Raw genomic sequence first — 18,686 nt, forward strand, 5'->3', positions numbered from 1 at the left:
ATGCCGGCGCCCGGCCGATGGCCATTTCAAGGTGCCATCATAGGAATATATTCCTACACATCCTCTAGCAGCGCCACGCCCGGCGCGGTCTTCAAGGCCCCGCGCAGGGCGGCGTCGAGCGTGTAGCGGCCTGGCAGACGCAATTCGATCTCACGACCGCCGGCGATCGCGGCGACGAAGGTCACCTCCCCGCCCTTCTGGGCCTGGGCTGGCTCGAGGCGCCGCTTCAGTGCGTCGATCTCGGCGGCGCTGGGCGACAGATGCACCCGCAGGCCGGCCACGACGTTCTCGATGGCCTTCTCGATCGGCTCGGCGTCGTCGCCGAAGAAGCGCACCTCGCCGTCGCGGGCCTTGGCGCGGACCTTGATGGCCACGGCCTTCCCAGGTTCCAGAACGTCACGACACTTGCGCAGCGATTCCGGCGGGAACAGCACCTCGTACTCGCCGGTCGGGTCCGACAGCGAGACGAAGGCGAATTTCTCGCCGCTCTGCGAAGCGCGCTCCTGGCGGCGGCGGACGACGCCGCACATGCGGAACGCCTCCATGCCCGCTTCCGCCTGGACCATGGCCTCGGCCAGCATCACCGTGCGCCGGCGGCGCAGCATGCCGACCATGTCCTCGAGCGGGTGGCCGGTCAGGTAGAAGCCGACCGCCGACAATTCCTCGTCCAACAGATCGACCTGGTTCCAGTTCTCGGTCTTGGCCAAGCGCGGACGGCCCGCGCCCGGATCGGAACCGAACAGGCCGCCCTGCCCGCCCTGGCGATCGGCATGGCAGCTCTGGGCGTGGGCTGTCAGAACGTCGGCCGAGGCCACGATCTGGGCGCGGTTCTTATGGATCTGGTCGAAGGCCCCGGCCCGGGCCAGGTTTTCGATGGCGCGCTTGTTGACCTGCTTGGGGTCGATGCGCTCGACGAAGTCGAAGATGTCGCGGAACGGCCCGCCCTCTTCGCGGATCGCCACCAGGTGCTTCATGGCCTCTAGACCGACGTTGCGGATGGCGCCCAGGGCGTACAGCACCTCGCCGTTCTCGACTTCGAAGTCGGCGCCGGAGACATTGACGTCCGGAGCGCGCACCGTCACGCCAAACCGGCGGGCGTCCTGATGGAAGACGGCCAGCTTGTCGGTGTTCGACAAGTCCAGGCTCATCGACGCGGCGAAGAACTCGACCGGCGTGTTCGCCTTCAACCAGGCCGTCTGGTACGAGATGAAGGCGTAGGCGGCGGCGTGCGACTTGTTGAAACCATAGCCGGCGAACTTGGCCACCAGTTCGAAGATCGAGCCCGATTGCTCCTCGGGGACACCTTTTTCCTTGGCGCCGGAGACGAAACGGATCTTCTGGAGATCCATCTCCTCCTTCTTCTTCTTGCCCATGGCCCGGCGCAGAAGGTCGGCCTCGCCCAGGCTGTAGCCCGCCAGGATCTGGGCGATCTGCATCACCTGTTCCTGGTAGACGATGACGCCGTAGGTCTCCTTCAGCACCGTCTCCAGCGACGGGTGCAGGGTGTCGACGGGTTTGCGGCCGAACTTGCAGTCGACGAAGGTATCGATGTTGTCCATCGGGCCCGGTCGATACAGCGAGATCAGCGCGGTGATCTCCTCGATCGAGCTGCAGCGCATCTTGCGCAGAGTGTCGCGCATGCCCTGGCTTTCGAGCTGGAACACCCCGACCGTCTGGCCCGAGGCGAGCAGCTCGTAACTCTTGGCGTCGTCGAACGACAGGCGGCCCAAATCGACCTCCATGCCGCGCTTCTTCAGGTGCTTCACCGCCCGGTCCAGCACCGTCAGGGTCTTCAGGCCCAGGAAGTCGAACTTTACCAGGCCCGCGCTCTCGACCCACTTCATGTTGAACTGGGTGGCCGGCAGGTCCGAGCGTGGATCCTTGTATAGCGGCGTCAGCTGGGTCAGCGGCCGGTCGCCGATCACCACGCCGGCGGCGTGGGTCGAGGCGTTGCGGAACAGACCTTCCAGCTGCAGCGCCACATCCAGACAGGCCGAGACGTTGGCGTCCTCGTTCTTAGCCTGCTTGAGGCGTGGCTCCAGATCGATAGCCTGCGCCAGGGTGACGGGCGCCGCGGGGTTGTTCGGCACCATCTTGCAGAGACGGTCGACCAGGCCCAGCGGCAGTTGCATCACCCGGCCGACGTCACGCAGAACGGCGCGAGCCTGCAAGCTGCCGAACGTGATGATCTGGGCCACGCGGTCGCGGCCATATTTCTCCTGCACGTAGGAGATCACTTCTTCGCGTCGCTCCTGGCAGAAGTCGACGTCGAAGTCGGGCATCGAGACCCGCTCGGGATTGAGGAAACGCTCGAACAGCAGGCCAAAGCGCAGCGGATCCAGATCGGTGATGGTCAGCACCCACGCAACCAGCGAGCCGGCGCCCGAACCGCGCCCCGGACCGACCGGGATGCCATGCGACTTCCCCCACTTGATGAAGTCCGACACGATCAGGAAGTAGCCGGGGAAGCCCATCTTCTTGATGATGTCGAGTTCGAAATCGAGCCGCTTCCAGTACTCCTCCTCGGGCGCGGCCAGTTCCAGACCGTCGAGGCGCATCTTCAGGCCCTCTTTCGCCTGGTGCGTCAGTTCCTCGCCCTCGTCGCGGCCGTCGCCGGTCGGGAAACTGGGCAGGATCGGGTCGCGCTTGTGCACCATGAAAGCGCAGCGCCGAGCGATGTCGAGGGTGTTGTCACAGGCTTCCGGCAGGTCCGAAAACAGCTTGCGCATGTCGGCTGGCGGCTTGAACCAGTGCTCGGGCGTGACCCGCCGACGCTCATCCTGGCCGACGAACGAACCGTCGGCGATGCAAAGCAGCGCGTCGTGAGCGGCGTAGAAGTTTTCCTTGGCGAAATAGACGTCGTTGGTCGCGACCAGCGGCGCGTCGTTCTCGTAGGCCCAGTTCACCAAGCCGGGCTCGGCCGCCGCCTGTTTGGGCAGACCGTGACGCTGCAGCTCGACATAGAAGCGGTCGCCGAAGACCCGCTGCATCTCGGCCAGGGCCGCCGAGGCCTCGGCCGTCTTGCCGGCGGCGAACAGGGCGTCGACCGGACCGTCCGTGCCGCCCGACAGCAGGATCAGACCCTCGCTGTGCTCGACCACCTTGGCCCAGGGCACGATCGGCTCGGGCAGTTCGGCGCTGTCGAGATAGGCGATCGACGAGAGCTCGGAGAGATTGAGATAGCCCCGCTCGTTCTGGGCCAACAGCATGATCGTCGGCGCCCGAGCCCAACGCTCGGTCGGGCCGCCGCCGATGCCGGTGATCGGAATGGCGCAGCCGATGATCGGCTGGACTCCCGCGTCCTTGGCGTAGGACGAATATTCCAGAGCCCCGAACAGGTTGGCGCGGTCGGCGATCCCCGCGGCCGGCATGCCCGCCGCCGCGGCCAGCTTGCCGATCTGATCGGCCTTGATGGCCCCCTCGAGCAGCGAATAGGCCGAGCGGACCCGCAGATGGACGAACCCTTGTCCTTCCCCGTCCGCCATTGACCGACCTCCGCTAAACGACAGCCGCTTGGACGACTCAGGCCACCAACTGGGCGACCGTGCACATCATCCAGACGAAGCTGACGACCGATACAAGAGCCAAAGACTCACGCGCGATACGGATCATCGGAACCTCCACAGATTTCTTGTTTTGTTCCATATTCCGCTTTTGTTCTGTTCACAAGATGTTCCGCGACGTTCCACCGCATTTTCTTCGGGCGAGTCACTCGATAGGCCCCGCCTCCGCTTGAACGACTATGGCCAAGCGCGCCGGATCGGGGCAGATCCAGGCCATGCGCCTGATCATCGACACCGACACCGCCGGCGACGACGTCTTCTCGCTAATGCTGGCCCTCTCCCGTCCCGGCGTCACCGTCGAGGCCATCACCATCGCCCACGGCAATGTCGGCTTCGCCCAGCACGCCGAGAACGCGCTTGTGACGCTGGAGCGATGCGGCAAGGCGGGCGAGGTCCCCATCTATCTAGGGGCCGAGACGCCGTTCACGCGCGCGCCGCTCGATGCGGCCTATGTCTTCGGTCACGACGGCATGAGCGACAGCGGCTTCGCGCGGGCCGCCCAACGCCCCGCCGACGGTCACGCGGTGAACGAACTCGTGCGGCGGATCATGGCCGCGCCCGGCGAGATCGTCCTGATCGCGCAGGCCCCGCTGACCAACATCGCCCTGGCCTACCTGCGCGAACCGCGCATCGCCCAGGCCCTGAAGCATCTCTGGATCATGGGCGGCACGGACAACGGGGTCGGCAACGTCACCCCGGCGGCCGAGTACAACTTCTATGTCGATCCCGAGGCGGCCAAGATCGTCGTCAACGCCGGGTTCAACCTGTCGATCGCCACCTGGACCCTGACCTTGCGGGACGGTCTGTGGAGCACCGCCCAGCTCGCCGAACTGGAAGCGTTGGGCACCGAGAAGGCCCGGTTCTTCACCGACGTGAACCGCGCTTCCCTGGCCTTCGCCCGCGAGACCGAGGGGCTGGATGGCAGCCTGCACCCCGACGCCCTCACCTGCGCCATCGCCCTGGACGAAACCCTGATCCTCGAGGCCGAGGATTGCGTGGTCGATGTCGAGACGATGGGCGAGCTGACGCGCGGCTATCTTTCCGTCTCGCACGCGATCCTGCCGGACATCGAGATCGCCGATCCGGCCCTAAAGCGCCGCGCGCCCAATGCCAGGGTGATCAAACGGATCGACCAGGCCGGCTTCTTCGCGGCGATGAAGCAGGCGCTCTCTTAACCTATTCGCAGCGGTCTTCCCGCAGGCTTCCGGCCCATGGGGAAGCTGACTTCGACCGTTGTGGGGACGGCGCTGGTCTTGGCGAGCGCGAGTTCAGCGTGCGCGCAGGCGGAGCTGTTCGCCCGCGACACCTTCTCCGGCCTCGTCGATCTGCGCCTCGTCGCGGCCGACGGCGAGACCTCCTGGATCGACGGCCGCGTGGGCAAGGCCCGGTTCGGTGATGGCCATCAGGGCCTGCGCCTGGGTGAGGCCGCCCTGGTCTGGAATCCCCGCTTTTCCGACACCGTCTCGGCCGTGGTTGTCGGCGAGAGCCAGGACGGCCAGCGTCATCTGGTCGACCTCGGCGAAGGCTACCTGGCCTATCGCTCGCGCCCGGGTTCGGCGATGCGCCTGTCGGCTCGGGCTGGGGTGTTCTATCCGCCGATCTCACTGGAGCACGACGGCCTGGACTGGTCCGTGCCCGACACCATCACGCCCTCCGCGATCAACACCTGGGTGGCCGAGGAGACCAAGGTCGTCGGCGTCGAGGCCACGATCCGTCGCACCCTGGCTGGCCAGACGTTCAGCCTGACGGCCGGCGGCTTCAAGAACGGCGACACATCGGGCACCGAGCTGACCTTTCGAGGCTGGGCCCTGCACGATCTCAAGTCGCCGGTGTTCGGCCGTTTCCCGTTGCCGCCGCTCAGCCCCCGCATGGCGGTGCGTCAAGCACCGTCGACCACGCCGCTGGCCGAGATCGACGGGCGCGTCGGCTATTACGGGCGGGTCGAGTGGCGGCCATCGTCCGTCCTGACCTTCGACCTGTTCGGTTCCGAAAACGAGGGCGACCGGACCAGCGTCAACGACTATCGCGAATGGTCGTGGGAGACCCGATTCTGGAACCTCGGCATGCGGCTGGATCTCGACGCCGTCGCGGTGAAGGCCCAAGTCCTGACCGGCGAGACTCTGATGGGCTATTCGAACGCCCTGGGTCTTTGGGCCGACATGGGTTTCGAGGCGGCCTATGTCTCGGCCGGCAAGGCGCTGGGGCGGGGGTCAGCGACCGTGCGCTACGATCATTTCTCGACAACCGACCGGACCAACAAGGCCACCGACAACAACGCCGAGCACGGCTGGTCGGGCCTGGCCGCCTATCGCTGGGATGTCAAACCCAACAGCCAGATCGTGTTCGAGGCGCTGCACATCGACAGCTTCCGCCGCGACCGCGTCAGACTGGGGTTAGCGCCGCGGCAAAGCCAAACGGTCCTGCAGACCGCCTTTCGCCGCCAGTTCTGACGCCGATTAAAAGGTCCGCGCCTCCAAGTGGCCGTCCTTGAGGGCGACGACGCGGTCCATGTAGCGGGCCAGTTCCATGTTGTGCGTGGCGATCACGGCCGCGACGCGCTGTTCGCGGCAGACCTGATAGAGCGACTGGAACACGGCCGCTGAGGTCGCGGGATCGAGATTGCCGGTCGGCTCGTCGGCCAGCAACAGCTTGGGATGATTGGCCAGGGCGCGGGCGATGGCCACGCGCTGCTGTTCGCCGCCGGACATCTGGGCAGGCTGGTGGTTCATGCGGTGACCCAGGCCCAGACCCTCCAGCAGGTCCTTGGCGCGCGCTTCGGCCTCGCGGCGGCTCTTGCCGGCGATGGTCAGGGGCATGGCGACGTTCTCGAGGGCCGAGAACTCGGGCAGCAGGTGATGGAACTGGTAGACGAACCCAACCGTGCCGAGACGGATGCGCGTGCGGACTCGCTCGGACAGCTTGGAGCAGTCGCGCCCCTCCAGAGCCACGAGGCCGGCATCGGGGCGTTCCAGCAGGCCTGCCGAGTGCAGCAGCGAGGACTTGCCCGAGCCCGAAGGGCCGATCAGGCCGACGACCTCGCCCGGATAGACGTCGATGTCGACGCCGCGGAGCACCGGCAGCGGGCCGGCCTCGGTCTTGTAGACGCGCTCGACCCCGCGCAAGGCTAGGACAGGATCACTCATAGCGAAGCGCCTCCACCGGATCGAGGCGCGAGGCGCGCCAGGCGGGCGGCAGGGTCGCCATGATGCTCATCAGGGCGGACGCCGCCACGATGCCGCCGACCTCGGCCCAGTCGATCTTGGCCGGGATGTGCGAGAGCATGTAGACGTCGGCGCTGAACACGGCCGTGCCAGTGGCCCATTCCACGAAGTTCTGAATGGGGGTGATGTAGGCGCAGAACACCACACCCAGGGCTAGGCCGCAGATGGTGCCGGCCACGCCGATCGAGGCGCCGGCCATCAGGAAGATGCGCAGCACCGCCCCCTGCCCCGCGCCCATGGTGCGAAGGATGGCGATGTCCTTGCCCTTGTTCTTCACCAGCATGACCAGGCTGGAAATGATGTTCAGGGTGGCGATGGCCACGATGCAGAACAGGATCAGCCGCATCACCTTTCGCTCGACCTGGAGGGCGGTGAAGTAGCTGTGGTTCTTGTCCTGCCAGTCGGTCACGAGCGCGCCGGGACCGCTGGCCACCTCGACGGCATGCTTGAGATCCTTGGCCTTGTCGGGGTCGTCGAGCTTGATCTCGACATAGTCGATCGAGGTGTCGCGACCGAAGAACAGCTGGGCCTGCTCTAGCGGCATGTAGACGAACGCCTCGTCGAACTGGCTCATGCCGACGCTGAAGATCCCGCCGACGATGTAGTTCTTCTCGCGGGTCGAGGTCCCGAACGCCGTGGCCGGACCCGTGGGCGAGATGAGGGTAATGGCGTCGCCTGGCCGCACGCCCAGGGTCTGGGCCATGCGATCGCCAATCAGGACGATGTCGCCGCCGTATTCACCCTGGCCGAAGCCGTCCATGCCGCCGCTCTTGATGTTACCGGCGATCAGCGACATGTGCCGCAGATCCGTGGTGGTCACCCCGCGCACGATGGCGCCGGTCACCTGGGTCGGGCCGATGACCATGGCCTGGGCCTCCACCATCGGCGCGGCCTGGATCACGCCTGGCGAGGCCTTGATCCGCCGAATAATGGTGTCGCGGTCCGGACCATTGATCAGCGGCGATTGTGCGTAAAGGTGGCCGTTGAAGCCGAGGATCCGGCCCAGCAGCTCGGCTCGGAAGCCGTTCATCACGCTCATCACGGTGATCAAGGCGAAGACCGCCAGCATCACCGCGCAGAACGAAATGACCGAGATGAGCGCCACGCCGCCGTTCTTGCGCTTGGCGAACAGGTACCGGCGAGCGACGGAGCGCTCCCAGCGACTGAAGGGACCGGCGGCGCGGGCGTCTGGCATCAGGCGGTCTTGCTCTTGATCAGGCCGTCGAGGACCGACTCCAGCGAGGCGGTTTGGCGCTCGCCGGTCTTGCGATTCTTGATCTCGACCACGCCGTCGGCGAGGCCCTTGGGGCCGACGATCAGCTGCCAGGGCAGGCCGATCAGGTCCATGGTGGCGAATTTGGCGCCGCCGCGGGCGTCGGTGTCGTCATAGAGCACGTCCTTGCCGGCGGCCTTGAGCGCGGCGTAGGCCGTTTCACAGGCCGCGTCGCAGGCCGCGTCGCCCTGGCGCATGTTGACGATGCCGACGTCGAACGGCGCGACGCCTTCCGGCCAGATGATCCCGGCGTCGTCGTGGCTGGCCTCGATGATCGCGCCCAGCAGACGCGAGACGCCGACGCCGTAGCTGCCCATCTGCACCGGCGCGTCCTTGCCGTCGGGGCCCGTGACCAGGGCCTTCATCGGCTCGGAATACTTCGTGCCGAACGAGAAGATATGGCCGACCTCGATGCCGCGCGCCGACAGACGATCACCCTCGGGCAGCGCGTCAAACGCCGCCGCGTCGTGCATTTCCTCGGTCGCGGCGTAGAGCGCCGTGCGCTGGTTCACCAGCGGCTGCAGGTCGCCATACCAGTCGACGTCCGGCCCCGGGGGCGGCATCTCGACCAGGTCCTTGTGGCAGAAGACGGCGCTTTCGCCCGTCTCGGCCAGGACAATGAACTCGTGGCTGAGATCGCCGCCGATCGGGCCCGTGTCGGCGCGCATCGGCACGGCCTTCAGACCCATGCGCGAGAACAGGTTCAGATAGGCCACGAACATGCGGTTATAAGCCTTGCGCGCGCCTTCGGCGTCGAGGTCGAAGCTGTAGGCGTCCTTCATCAGGAATTCGCGGCCGCGCATCACGCCGAAGCGCGGACGGCGCTCGTCGCGGAACTTCCACTGCACATGGTAGAGGTTCTTGGGCAGGTCCTTGTAGCTGCGCACATAGGCCCGGAAGATCTCGGTGATCATTTCCTCGTTGGTGGGCCCGTACAGCAGCTCGCGCTCGTGGCGGTCCTTGATGCGCAGCATCTCGGGACCGTAGGCGTCGTAGCGGCCAGACTCGCGCCACAGGTCGGCCAGTTGCAGAGTCGGCATCAGCAGCTCGATGGCCCCGGCGCGATCCATTTCCTCGCGGACGATCTGCTCGACCTTGTTCAGCACGCGAAGGCCCAGCGGCAGCCAGGCATAGATACCCGCGGCTTCCTGGCGGATCATGCCGGCGCGAAGCATCAGCTGGTGTGAAACGATCTGGGCGTCGGACGGTGCTTCCTTCAGCACCGGCAGGAAATAGCGCGACAAGCGCATGCGCGTGGAAACTCCGGGGAATTCGAGGAGGCCTGAGATAGCCTCTCGTCCGACAGCTTGGCAACGCGCGTGACTAAAGTAAGGCTCCCGATCCGAATAAAAGAGAGGCCGCGCGGATCGCCGCGCGGCCTCATCAAGTCATCGTCGGGGAAGACGCCACAGAGCGAGACCGGCCAGGCCGATCTCCTGAAGACACCTTACCGACCGAACAGGTGTTGGGGCACGCCCATCCATGGGAAGCGCTGACAATGAGGCCGTTCGCCCAAGCCTTGGGCGATTAGGGGCAAATCGCTCGCCCCGCGCCCAAGCCTTGAGCATTCGTCCGTCAGGCGCCCGTCGGCAGGTCCGGCAGGGTCACGAGATGGAAGTGGATCACCGCGAAGAACACCGCGAACACGATGGCCGAGACCCAGGTCGTGGTGATGAACTTGCGTTTCAGGTTCGGATTGACCGGCGCTCCAGGATCCGCGCCCGGCGGCGGCGCGATCCCCGCCTCGTGAAAGCTGCGCGAGCCCAGCGGCAGCACGGCGAACAGCACCGTCCACCAGATGGTCAGGTAGATCGCGAACCAGGTGATCGGGCTCATGTCAGTGAGCTTCCCCTTCTAGGGTTTTTTGGGGTGTTTCCATGAGTTCGACCAGCAGGCCGCCCATGTCCTTGGGGTGAACAAAGATAATCAGGGTGCCGTGGGCGCCGATGCGAGGCTCGCCCAGCACGGTCGCGCCCTTGGCCACCAGATCGTCGCGGGCCTCGTAGATGTTCTCGACCTCGAAGCAGATGTGGTGCTGGCCGCCCTTGGGGTTCTTGGCCAGGAAGCCGTGAATCGGCGAGCTTTCGCCATAGGGTTCGATCAGCTCGATCTGGCTGTTGGGCAGGTTGACGAAGCAGACCCAGACCCCCTGCTCCGGCATCGCCCATTTCTCGGTCACCGAGGTGGCGCCCAAGAGGTCGCGATACATCTTCACCGAGTCGTCAATCGACGGCGTGGCGACGCCGACGTGGTTGAGCTTGCCGATCATCCTTCAAGAACTCCCGCTGCTTTTCTGGTTGTTGGCGATTGGCCTAGCACCAGGGCTGCAGCGCGGGAAGATAGGGCGACCGCGGCGTTTTCGCGGCCGCCCATCCATGATCAGATGCGTAGGACCGTGGTCTCGACGACCGGCTTGCGCTCCCAGATCCGGAACGCGGCCTTCTTCACGGCGCGGGAGATGGCGCTTTCGATCGCCTCGTCCAGCTCGCGGGCGTCGCCCTGGAGCTTCTTGTAGGCGCCCTCGGCTTCCTCGGCGAGATCGTCCAGCGCATCGTCCAGCGTGTACTCCTCGTCGCCGGTCAGGCCGATGCCGCGCACCTGCGGGCCCGAGACGATCTTGTTGCGGCCGTCCAGGACGATGGAGACGGCCAGCATGCCGTTGAACGCCGCGTGGCGCCGCTCGCGCAGCGCGTCGCCGTTCTCGGGCGTGACCACGCCGCCGTCGACATACAGACGGCCGGCCGGAACCTCGTCGATGATCTCGGGCACGCCCGGCGCCAGGCGCACCATGTCGCCGTTGCGCGGCGAGACGGCGTGCGGAACCTGCAGGTCCTTGGCGAAGGCGGCGTGCTCGATCAGGTGGCGGCGCTCGCCGTGGGTCGGCACGGCGATCTGCGGACGCACCCACGAGTACATCTGGCGCAGCTCTTCACGGCACGGGTGACCCGAAACGTGGATGCCGGGCGTATCGCGCTCGGTGTGCAGGCGCACGCCGCGGTCGGCCAGCTTGTTCTGCAAGTTGCGGATCGGGATCTCGTTGCCCGGGATGACCCGCGAGCTGAAGACGACGTGGTCGCCAGAGCCCAGCTTCACGTGCGGATGGCTGCCGTCGGCGATCCGCGACAGCGCCGCGCGGGCCTCGCCCTGACTGCCCGTGCACAGGAACAGGATCTCGTTCTCGGGCAGGTGCTTGGCCTGGTCGTCGTTGATGAACGGCTCGATCCCAGTCAGCAGACCGACCGACCGCGCCGCGGCGGCCATGCGGTGCATCGAGCGACCGGCCAGGCAGACCTTGCGGCCGCAGGCCTGGGCGGCGCGGATCACGGTGTCCATGCGCGCCACGTTCGAGGCGAAGCAGGCCACGGCGATCTTGCCGCTCAGGCTCCTGATCAGGCTCCCGAGCGCCTCGCGCACGTCGGCTTCGGACCCGGCAGAGCCTTCCACAAAGACATTGGTGCTGTCGCAGACCATGGCCAGCACGCCCTCGTCGCCGAGGCGGCGGATGGCGGCTTCGTCGGTTGGGGCGCCCAGTTGGGGCTCGGGATCGATCTTCCAGTCGCCCGTGTGCAGGATCGTACCCAATGGCGTCTTGATCGCCAGGCCGTTCGGCTCGGGGATCGAGTGCGTCAGGGTGATCAGCTCCAGCTCGAACGGACCAAGCGTGAACTTGCCGCCCAGCGGCACCTCGGTGATGTCGACCTCGTCCAGCAGATCGGCGTCGCGCAGCTTCTCGCGCAGCAGGAAGGCGGTGAACGGCGTGGCGTAGACCGGCGCCTTCAGGCGCGGCCACAACCAGTGCACCGCGCCAAGGTGATCTTCATGCGCGTGGGTCAGGACAATGCCGACGATGTCGTCGGCGTAGGGCTCGATGTACGACGGATCCGGCAGGATGATCTCGACGCCCGGCGTCGTCTGGTCGCCGAAGGTCACGCCAAGGTCGACCACGATCCACTTGCGATCGTGGGCCGGGCCGAAGCCGTACAGGTTGAAGTTCATGCCGATCTCGTTCGACCCGCCTAACGGCAGGAAGACGAGCTCGTCGTTCTTGGATTTTTTCATCAGGTCTCGGAAATGGTGTTTCGTCGGTAGATTTCGAGGAGACCCCGGATCGTCAGATCGGAGTCGAAGTGGTCGATGCTTTCGGTGGCGCCCTCGAACAATGAGGCGACGCCGCCGGTGGCGATAACGGTCATGGGCTGGCCGCGCTCGGCCTTGATGCGCGTGACGAGGCCCTCGATCAGGGAGATATAGCCCCAAAAGACGCCGGACTGCATGGCCGACACCGTGTCGGTTCCCACGATCCTGTTACCGGCGGGCCGCTGGATGGCGATCCGGGGCAGCTTCGCCGCCGCCTCGTGCAGCGCCTGCATCGACAGATTGATGCCGGGAGCGATGATCCCACCCTCGAAGGCGCCGTCGGCGGCCACGATGTCGAAGGTGGTCGCCGTGCCGCTGTCGATCACGATCAGCGGTCCTGGATAGATCATGGCGGCGCCGATCGCATTGACCAGGCGGTCGGCGCCGGCTTCGGAAGGTTTCTCGATACGGACGTCGATGCCGAGATTGGCGTTCTCGCCGATCACCAGCGGCTCAACGCCGAAATAGCGGCGCGAGAGGTTGCGCAGGTTGAAGATCGACTGCGGCACGACGCTGGAAATGATCACCGCGTCGATGGCTCGAAAGCCAAGGCCCTGCATCGACAGCAATTGCGAGAGCCAGACCACGTACTCGTCGGCGGTGCGAGTGCTCTCGGTGGCCGAGCGCCACTGCGCCACCCACGACTGGCCGTCGTGAATGGCGAACATGGTGTTGGTGTTGCCCTGTTCAATGGCGAGCAGCATCACGCGCCTCCGAAAAACACGTCGCCGGCGGTGATCCGGCGGACTTGACCGTCATCGAGACGAAGCCGCAACGCGCCATCCCCGTCGAGCCCCTCGGCGACCCCTTCGACCGTCTCGGTCCCTAGCCGCGCGACACAGGGCTCGCCCAGGCCGTGGGCGCGCGCGGTCCAAGCGTCGGCGATGGCGGGAAAGCCCAGGGTGGTCCAGGTTCGACACCAGCGCTCGAACGCGCCGGCCAACACCTCGATGGCCTCGGTCGGATGCGGCGGGGGGATGTCGCGATAGGTGGCGACGGACGTGGCCGGACGCTCGGCGTCGATCGGCTTGCGAGCCAAGTTCACGCCGATGCCGACGGCAATCCAGAGACCGCCCAACGGGAAGGCGCCGGACTCGACCAGGATGCCGCTGACCTTGAGCCCGCCCAGCAGCGGATCGTTGGGCCATTTCAGGCTGACCCGAGAGGCCGGCACGTACTCGGCCAACATGTCGGCCACGGCCAGGGCGGCGACAAACGAGACCTGAGCGGCCTCGGCGGGCGGCTTGTCGGTGCGGAAAAGATACGTCGCCGCGAGGTTGCCCTCGCCGGTCTCCCAGGCGCGACCGCGACGGCCGCGCCCGGCGGTCTGGCGAAGGCCCAGCAGCCACAGCGGCCCACCCTCGCCCGCCTCGGCCCGGCGTCGGGCCTCGGCGTTGGTGGAGTCGATCTCGCCCAGAATGACGACGGGTGGGACGACGACGGGCGGTAAGCCCGTCACGTCACGCGTGACCAAAGGCCGCTGCGGCGGCCTTGGCGGCGGGATCGAGCCAGATCAGGGCCACCAGCACGATCGGGAACGAGAAGATGGCGGCGGCGAAGCCGACGGCGCGCGCCGACGGCGACGGAGCGTCGACCGAACCGGTAGAGGCGTCGAACCACATGGCCTTGATCAGGCGCAGGTAATAGAACGCCGCGACAACCGAGCCGACCAGGCCGAGCACGGCGGCCCACTGCATCATCACGTCGCCCGTGCCAATGGCCGCCTTGAAGACGTAGAACTTCGACCAGAAGCCCGAGAACGGCGGCAGACCCAGGGCCGACAGCGAGAACGCGGTCATGGCTAGGGCGACGCCCGGACGTTCCTTGATCAGGCCCGCCATGTCCTCGATCGTCTCCATCGGCTTGCCGCCGCGGTTCAGCGCCTGGAGGCAGGCGAAGAAACCGGTGACGTCGACCATGTAGAGGGTCATGAAGACCAGCATCGAGTGCAGGCCGACCTCGCCGCCCGCCGCGACGCCCAGCAGGGCGTAGCCGACATTGGCGATCGAGGAATAGGCCCACAGGCGCTTCAGGTTGGTCTGGGCCAGGCCCGCGAAGGCGCCGACGAACACCGACAGCAGGGCCGCGATCACCAGGATCTGCCGCCATTGCTCGGTCGCGCCTGGGAAGGCGTCGCCCAGCACGCGGGCGAACATCATCATGGCGGCCAGCTTCGGCGCGGCGGCGAAGAAGCCGACAACCGGGGTCGGAGCGCCTTCGTAGACGTCCGGCGTCCACATGTGGAACGGCGCGGCCGAGACCTTGAACGCCAGGCCGCAGATCAGGAACACCAGCCCGAACAGCAGACCGACGCCGTGCGAACCGCCATGGGCCGCGGCCAGGGCGATCTGGCTGAAGTGGGTCGAACCGGTGAAGCCGTAGATCAGCGAGCTGCCATACAGCAGCAGACCCGACGACAGCGCGCCCAGCACGAAGTACTTCAGGCCCGCTTCCGACGACTTGGCGTCGTCGCGGCGCATGGCGGCGAGGACGTACAGGGCCAGCGACTGCAGCTCGACGCCGACATAGAGGCTGATCAGGTCACCCGCCGAGGCGGTGACGCCCATGCCGAGCGCGGCCAGCACGACCAGGACGGCATATTCGAATTTCTGGTCGCCGCGCTGGGCCAGCCAGCGGTCGCCCAGCACCACGGCGATGGCGCTCGAAAGATAGATGGCCACCTTGGCGTAGGTCGCCGCGGCGTCGGCCGCGTAGACCCCGTTGAAGGCGTGGCCATGCGGGCCGAACACCGCTGTGGCGGCGGCCGCGATCAGCGCAGCGACGGCGGCCAGGGTGAAGATAGCCCCGACCTTGCCCCGGAAGGCGCCGGCGACCAGCAGAACCAGCGCCGCGATCGCGAGAAGGACCTCAGGCAGGACGAGCGAGAAGTTGGCGGAAAAGGTCATAGGCTCCTCACCCGCCCACGGCGGCGCGCCAGGCGCCGACGAGCGCGTCGACGGAAGTCGCGGTCAGGTTGAACACGAAATTCGGATAGATGCCGAGCACCAGGGTCGACACGATCAGCGGGGCGAAGATCAGGATCTCGCGCTTGTCCAGATCGGTGATCGTGGCCAGTTGCGGGTTGGTGATCTCGCCGAACATCACGCGGCGGTACAGGGTCAGGGCGTACATGGCCGAGAAGATCACGCCCGAGGCGGCGACGATCGCGGTCCAGGTCGAGGCCTTGTAGGCGCCGGTCATGGTCAGGATTTCCCCGACGAAGCCCGAGGTGCCCGGCAGGCCGACATTGCCCATGGTGAACAGCATGAAGGTCGCCGCGTACCACGGCATGCGGTTGGTCAGGCCGCCATAGAAGGCGATCTCACGGGTATGCATGCGGTCATAGACGACGCCGACACAGAGGAAGAGCGCGCCGGAAATCACCCCGTGGCTCAGCATCTGGAACAAGGCGCCCTGCTCGCCGGCCGCGTTGCCGGAGAAGATGCCCATGGTCACGAAGCCCATGTGGGCGACTGACGAATAGGCGATCAGCTTCTTGATGTCGGTCTGACGGAAGGCGACCAGCGAGGTGTAGACGATGGCGATCACCGACATCGCGAACACCAGCGGCTGGAAAAGCGCCGAGGCGTTGGGGAACATCGGCAGGCTGAAGCGCATGAAGCCGTAACCGCCCATCTTCAGCAGGATGCCCGCCAGGATGACCGAACCGGCCGTCGGCGCCTCGACGTGGGCGTCGGGCAGCCAGGTGTGGACCGGCCACATCGGCATCTTCACCGCGAACGAGGCGAAGAAGGCCAGCCACAGCCAGGTCTGCAGCCACGGCGCGAACTTGAAGGTCATCAGGTCCGGGATCGACGAGGTGTGGGCGATGCCGATCATGGCCAGGATGGCCGCCAGCATCAGCACCGAGCCGAGCAGCGTGTAGAGGAAGAACTTGTAGGCCGCGTAGACCCGGCGCTTGCCGCCCCAGATGCCGATGATCAGGAACATCGGAACCAGGCCGCCCTCGAAGAAGAGGTAGAACAGGATCAGGTCCAGCGCGCAGAACACGCCGATCACCAGGGTCTCCAGGACCAGGAAGGCGATCAGATATTCGACGACGCGCTTCTCGACCGACTTCCAGCTGGCGATGATGCAGATCGGCAGCAGGAACGCCGTGAGCAGGACGAACAGCACCGAGATGCCGTCGATGCCCATGCGGTAATGCAGGCCCGCGAACCAGGCGAAGTCTTCCACGAACTGGAAGCCAGGATTCTTTGGGTCGAATTCGAGCGTGAGGACGATCGACAGGCCGAAGGTGACCAGGGTGGTCGCTAGGGCGATCCACTTGGCCAGGGTGTCGGTCTTTTCGCTGGCCCCGTTGAAAGCGCGCGCGGCGAGGATCACCGCGACGCCCACCAGGGGCGCGAAGGTCGTGAGGCTGAGAAGGCCGGTCATGAGCTCCGTCCCCCTCAACGGAAAGCGTACAGGGCGAAGGTCAGCAGGCCGGCGACGCCGAGCAGCATGACAAACGCGTAGTGGTAGAGATAGCCGGACTGCAGCTTGCCGGTGCGCTTGCCGACCTCGTACGAGACCGCGCTGACGCCATCGGGACCCAGGCCGTCGATGATTTTCTGGTCGCCGCCCTTCCAGAACAGGTCGCCGAGGAACTTGGCGGCGCGCACGAAGGTCGCGTCATAGAGCTCGTCGAAGAACCACTTGTTGTAGAAGAAGACGTACAGCGGGCCCTGGCGGGCGGCGAGCTTGGCGCCCAGGCCTTCCTTCAGGATATAGACGTAGAAGGCGACGAACAGGCCGATGATCGAGGCGATCAGCGGGCTCCACTTCACCCACTCGGCCACTTCGTGCGCCTGGTGCAGCACGTGGTTCGTCGGGGCGTTGTAGATCGCGCCGCGCCAGAACTCTTCCTGGTGGTGACCCACGAAGTAGTCGACGAACACGAAGCCGGCCGCGACGGCGCCGATCGACAGCGCGACCAGCGGGAACAGCATCACCCACGGGCTTTCGTGCGGCTTGTGGTCGTGGCCATGGGCGTGATCGTCGTGGGCGTCCGGCAGCGGCTCGTCATGGGTCTCGTGCGCCGCGCCGTGGGCGTGGTCGTCATGACCGTGAGCGTCGTGCGCGTGATGGTCGGCATGACCCCAGCGCGCGTGGCCGTTGAAGGTGAAGAAGGCCAGGCGCCACGAATAGAACGAGGTCAGGCCCGCCACCAGCACGCCGATCACCCAGGCGAACATGGCGATCGAATTGTGGCCGCCGGCGGCGAAGGCCGCCTCGATGATGGTGTCCTTCGAATAGAAGCCGGCGAAGCCCAGGTGCAGCGGCGGGAAGCCGAGGCCCGTGATGGCGATCGTGCCGATGGTCATGGCGATGAAGGTCACCGGCAGCAGCTTGGCCAGGGCGCCGTAGCGGCGCATGTCCTGCTCGTGGTGCATGCCATGGATCACCGAACCGGCGCCCAGGAACAGCAGGGCCTTGAAGAAGGCGTGGGTGAACAGGTGGAACATCGCCGCCTGATAAGCGCCGACGCCGGCCGCGAAGAACATGTAGCCCAACTGCGAACAGGTCGAGTAGGCGATCACGCGCTTGATGTCGTTCTGGGTCAGACCGACGGTCGCGGCGAACAGGGCCGTCACCGCGCCGATCACCGTGACGATGTTCTTGGCCACCGGGGCGTACTCGAACATCGGCGACAGCAGGCACAGCATGTAGACGCCGGCGGTGACCATGGTGGCCGCGTGGATCAGGGCCGAGACCGGGGTCGGGCCCTCCATGGCGTCCGGCAGCCAGGTGTGCAGGAAGAACTGCGCCGACTTGCCCATCGCGCCGATGAACAGCAGGAAGCAGGCGATATCCATCAGCGGGAACGTGTGGCCCGCGAACACCCAGGTCTTGCCGGCGTGCGCCGCGATCTGCGGGAACAGCTCGGCGAACTGGATCGTGCCGAACGCCCAGAAGGTGGTCATGATGCCGAGCGCGAAGCCGAAGTCGCCAACCCGGTTGACAACGAAGGCCTTGATGGCCGCGGCGCTGGCCGAGGGTTTCTTGAACCAGAAGCCGATCAGCAAATACGAGGCCAGGCCCACGCCTTCCCAGCCGAAGAACAGCTGCATGAAATCGGCGGCGGTGACCAGCGACAGCATGGCGAAGGTGAACAGCGACAGGTACGCGAAGAAGCGCGGCTTGCTGTCGTCCTCGGCCATGTAGCCCCAGGAGTAGATATGCACGAGGGCCGATACCGTCGTGACCACGATCAGCATGGTCGCCGACAGGGCGTCGATGCGGATCGACCAGTTGGCCTGGAAGTCGCCGATGTGGATGAACGGCAGCAGATGGACGGTGAAGGCCTCCATGTGCCCCCAGGTCCACTGGCTGAACGTGTACCAGCTAAGGCCGCAAGCCAGGATCAGCGCGCCGGTGGTGACCGACTGCGACGCCACGTTGCCGATGCGGCGACCGAACAGCCCGGCGATGGCCGCGGCGATGATCGGTGCGAAGAGGATAATGGTGACAAGCGTCTGCATGACGTCG

15 protein-coding genes and 1 pseudogene are annotated in these 18,686 nt (G+C 66.2%); 2 read left to right on the forward strand and 14 right to left on the reverse strand.

Annotated features, from left to right (window positions below):
* Window positions 1-53: 53 nt before the first annotated feature.
* Together dnaE and sidA are read right to left on the reverse strand one after the other, a co-directional pair.
* Window positions 54-3,485 carry a DNA polymerase III subunit alpha gene (gene dnaE / locus ABIC66_RS20360; protein ID WP_354072594.1) on the reverse strand — a complete coding sequence of 1,144 codons (3,432 nt, stop codon included), beginning with the start codon at window positions 3,483-3,485 and terminating at the stop codon, window positions 54-56.
* Between the two features lie 37 nt (window positions 3,486-3,522).
* A complete protein-coding gene (sidA, locus tag ABIC66_RS20365) occupies window positions 3,523-3,612 on the reverse strand; it encodes a cell division inhibitor SidA (protein WP_354072596.1) in 90 nt (29 codons plus the stop codon).
* 166 nt (window positions 3,613-3,778) lie between these two features.
* On the opposite strand from sidA, the gene ABIC66_RS20370 reads away from it, so the two are divergent.
* Entirely contained in the window at window positions 3,779-4,738 is a 960-nt protein-coding gene (locus ABIC66_RS20370) for a nucleoside hydrolase (RefSeq protein ID WP_354072700.1), read from the forward strand.
* Between the two features lie 36 nt (window positions 4,739-4,774).
* Window positions 4,775-6,013: a hypothetical protein gene (locus tag ABIC66_RS20375; protein ID WP_354072597.1), complete on the forward strand. Its 1,239-nt coding sequence runs from the start codon at window positions 4,775-4,777 to the stop codon at window positions 6,011-6,013.
* A 6-nt stretch (window positions 6,014-6,019) separates the two neighbouring features.
* Here ABIC66_RS20375 and ABIC66_RS20380 read toward each other — a convergent pair whose 3' ends face one another.
* The 12 genes and pseudogenes from ABIC66_RS20380 to nuoL all read right to left on the reverse strand — a co-directional run bounded on the left by ABIC66_RS20380 (window position 6,020) and on the right by nuoL (window position 18,679).
* Window positions 6,020-6,706, reverse strand: coding sequence for an ABC transporter ATP-binding protein (locus ABIC66_RS20380; protein WP_354072599.1), 687 nt, complete (start codon window positions 6,704-6,706; stop codon window positions 6,020-6,022).
* On the reverse strand, window positions 6,699-7,979 hold the full coding sequence (locus ABIC66_RS20385) for a lipoprotein-releasing ABC transporter permease subunit (RefSeq protein ID WP_354072601.1): 1,281 nt from the start codon (window positions 7,977-7,979) through the stop codon (window positions 6,699-6,701). Before ABIC66_RS20385 ends, ABIC66_RS20380 begins: the two co-directional genes overlap by 8 nt.
* Window positions 7,979-9,307, reverse strand: coding sequence for a proline--tRNA ligase (gene proS, locus ABIC66_RS20390; protein ID WP_354072603.1), 1,329 nt, complete (start codon window positions 9,305-9,307; stop codon window positions 7,979-7,981). The genes ABIC66_RS20385 and proS overlap by 1 nt, the downstream gene beginning before the upstream one ends.
* Before the next feature lie 98 nt (window positions 9,308-9,405).
* A pseudogene (locus ABIC66_RS24285) lies at window positions 9,406-9,557 on the reverse strand (hypothetical protein); the annotation flags it as partial.
* A gap of 75 nt (window positions 9,558-9,632) precedes the next feature.
* Window positions 9,633-9,893: a DUF1467 family protein gene (locus tag ABIC66_RS20395; protein WP_354072605.1), complete on the reverse strand. Its 261-nt coding sequence runs from the start codon at window positions 9,891-9,893 to the stop codon at window positions 9,633-9,635.
* A gap of 1 nt (window position 9,894) precedes the next feature.
* Complete coding sequence (gene mce, locus ABIC66_RS20400) at window positions 9,895-10,326, reverse strand: methylmalonyl-CoA epimerase (protein ID WP_354072607.1); 432 nt, start codon at window positions 10,324-10,326, stop codon at window positions 9,895-9,897.
* 110 nt (window positions 10,327-10,436) lie between these two features.
* A complete protein-coding gene (locus tag ABIC66_RS20405; RefSeq protein WP_354072609.1) occupies window positions 10,437-12,116 on the reverse strand; it encodes a ribonuclease J in 1,680 nt (559 codons plus the stop codon).
* On the reverse strand, window positions 12,116-12,901 hold the full coding sequence (locus ABIC66_RS20410) for a type III pantothenate kinase (protein ID WP_354072611.1): 786 nt from the start codon (window positions 12,899-12,901) through the stop codon (window positions 12,116-12,118). The genes ABIC66_RS20405 and ABIC66_RS20410 overlap by 1 nt, the downstream gene beginning before the upstream one ends.
* Window positions 12,898-13,653, reverse strand: a complete 756-nt coding sequence (locus ABIC66_RS20415) for a biotin--[acetyl-CoA-carboxylase] ligase (protein ID WP_354072613.1) — start codon at window positions 13,651-13,653, stop codon at window positions 12,898-12,900. The genes ABIC66_RS20410 and ABIC66_RS20415 overlap by 4 nt, the downstream gene beginning before the upstream one ends.
* Before the next feature lies 1 nt (window position 13,654).
* Entirely contained in the window at window positions 13,655-15,100 is a 1,446-nt protein-coding gene (gene nuoN, locus ABIC66_RS20420; protein WP_354072615.1) for an NADH-quinone oxidoreductase subunit NuoN, read from the reverse strand.
* A 7-nt stretch (window positions 15,101-15,107) separates the two neighbouring features.
* A complete protein-coding gene (locus ABIC66_RS20425; protein WP_354072617.1) occupies window positions 15,108-16,610 on the reverse strand; it encodes an NADH-quinone oxidoreductase subunit M in 1,503 nt (500 codons plus the stop codon).
* Entirely contained in the window at window positions 16,607-18,679 is a 2,073-nt protein-coding gene (gene nuoL, locus ABIC66_RS20430) for an NADH-quinone oxidoreductase subunit L (RefSeq protein WP_354072618.1), read from the reverse strand. Before nuoL ends, ABIC66_RS20425 begins: the two co-directional genes overlap by 4 nt.
* Window positions 18,680-18,686 lie beyond the last annotated feature (7 nt).

The sequence above is a fragment of the Caulobacter sp. 1776 genome, from assembly GCF_040545685.1.
Lineage (GTDB): Bacteria > Pseudomonadota > Alphaproteobacteria > Caulobacterales > Caulobacteraceae > Caulobacter.

Coding starts and splice junctions, on each gene's coding strand:
- mce (WP_354072607.1), bottom strand. CDS start 10,326: ATGATCGGCAAGCTCAACCACGTCGGCGTCGCCACGCCGTCGATTGAC.
- ABIC66_RS20370 (WP_354072700.1), top strand. CDS start 3,779: ATGCGCCTGATCATCGACACCGACACCGCCGGCGACGACGTCTTCTCG.
- ABIC66_RS20385 (WP_354072601.1), bottom strand. CDS start 7,979: ATGCCAGACGCCCGCGCCGCCGGTCCCTTCAGTCGCTGGGAGCGCTCC.
- ABIC66_RS20405 (WP_354072609.1), bottom strand. CDS start 12,116: ATGAAAAAATCCAAGAACGACGAGCTCGTCTTCCTGCCGTTAGGCGGG.
- ABIC66_RS20380 (WP_354072599.1), bottom strand. CDS start 6,706: ATGAGTGATCCTGTCCTAGCCTTGCGCGGGGTCGAGCGCGTCTACAAG.
- ABIC66_RS20375 (WP_354072597.1), top strand. CDS start 4,775: ATGGGGAAGCTGACTTCGACCGTTGTGGGGACGGCGCTGGTCTTGGCG.
- proS (WP_354072603.1), bottom strand. CDS start 9,307: ATGCGCTTGTCGCGCTATTTCCTGCCGGTGCTGAAGGAAGCACCGTCC.
- dnaE (WP_354072594.1), bottom strand. CDS start 3,485: ATGGCGGACGGGGAAGGACAAGGGTTCGTCCATCTGCGGGTCCGCTCG.
- nuoL (WP_354072618.1), bottom strand. CDS start 18,679: ATGCAGACGCTTGTCACCATTATCCTCTTCGCACCGATCATCGCCGCG.
- sidA (WP_354072596.1), bottom strand. CDS start 3,612: ATGATCCGTATCGCGCGTGAGTCTTTGGCTCTTGTATCGGTCGTCAGC.
- ABIC66_RS20395 (WP_354072605.1), bottom strand. CDS start 9,893: ATGAGCCCGATCACCTGGTTCGCGATCTACCTGACCATCTGGTGGACG.
- nuoN (WP_354072615.1), bottom strand. CDS start 15,100: ATGACCTTTTCCGCCAACTTCTCGCTCGTCCTGCCTGAGGTCCTTCTC.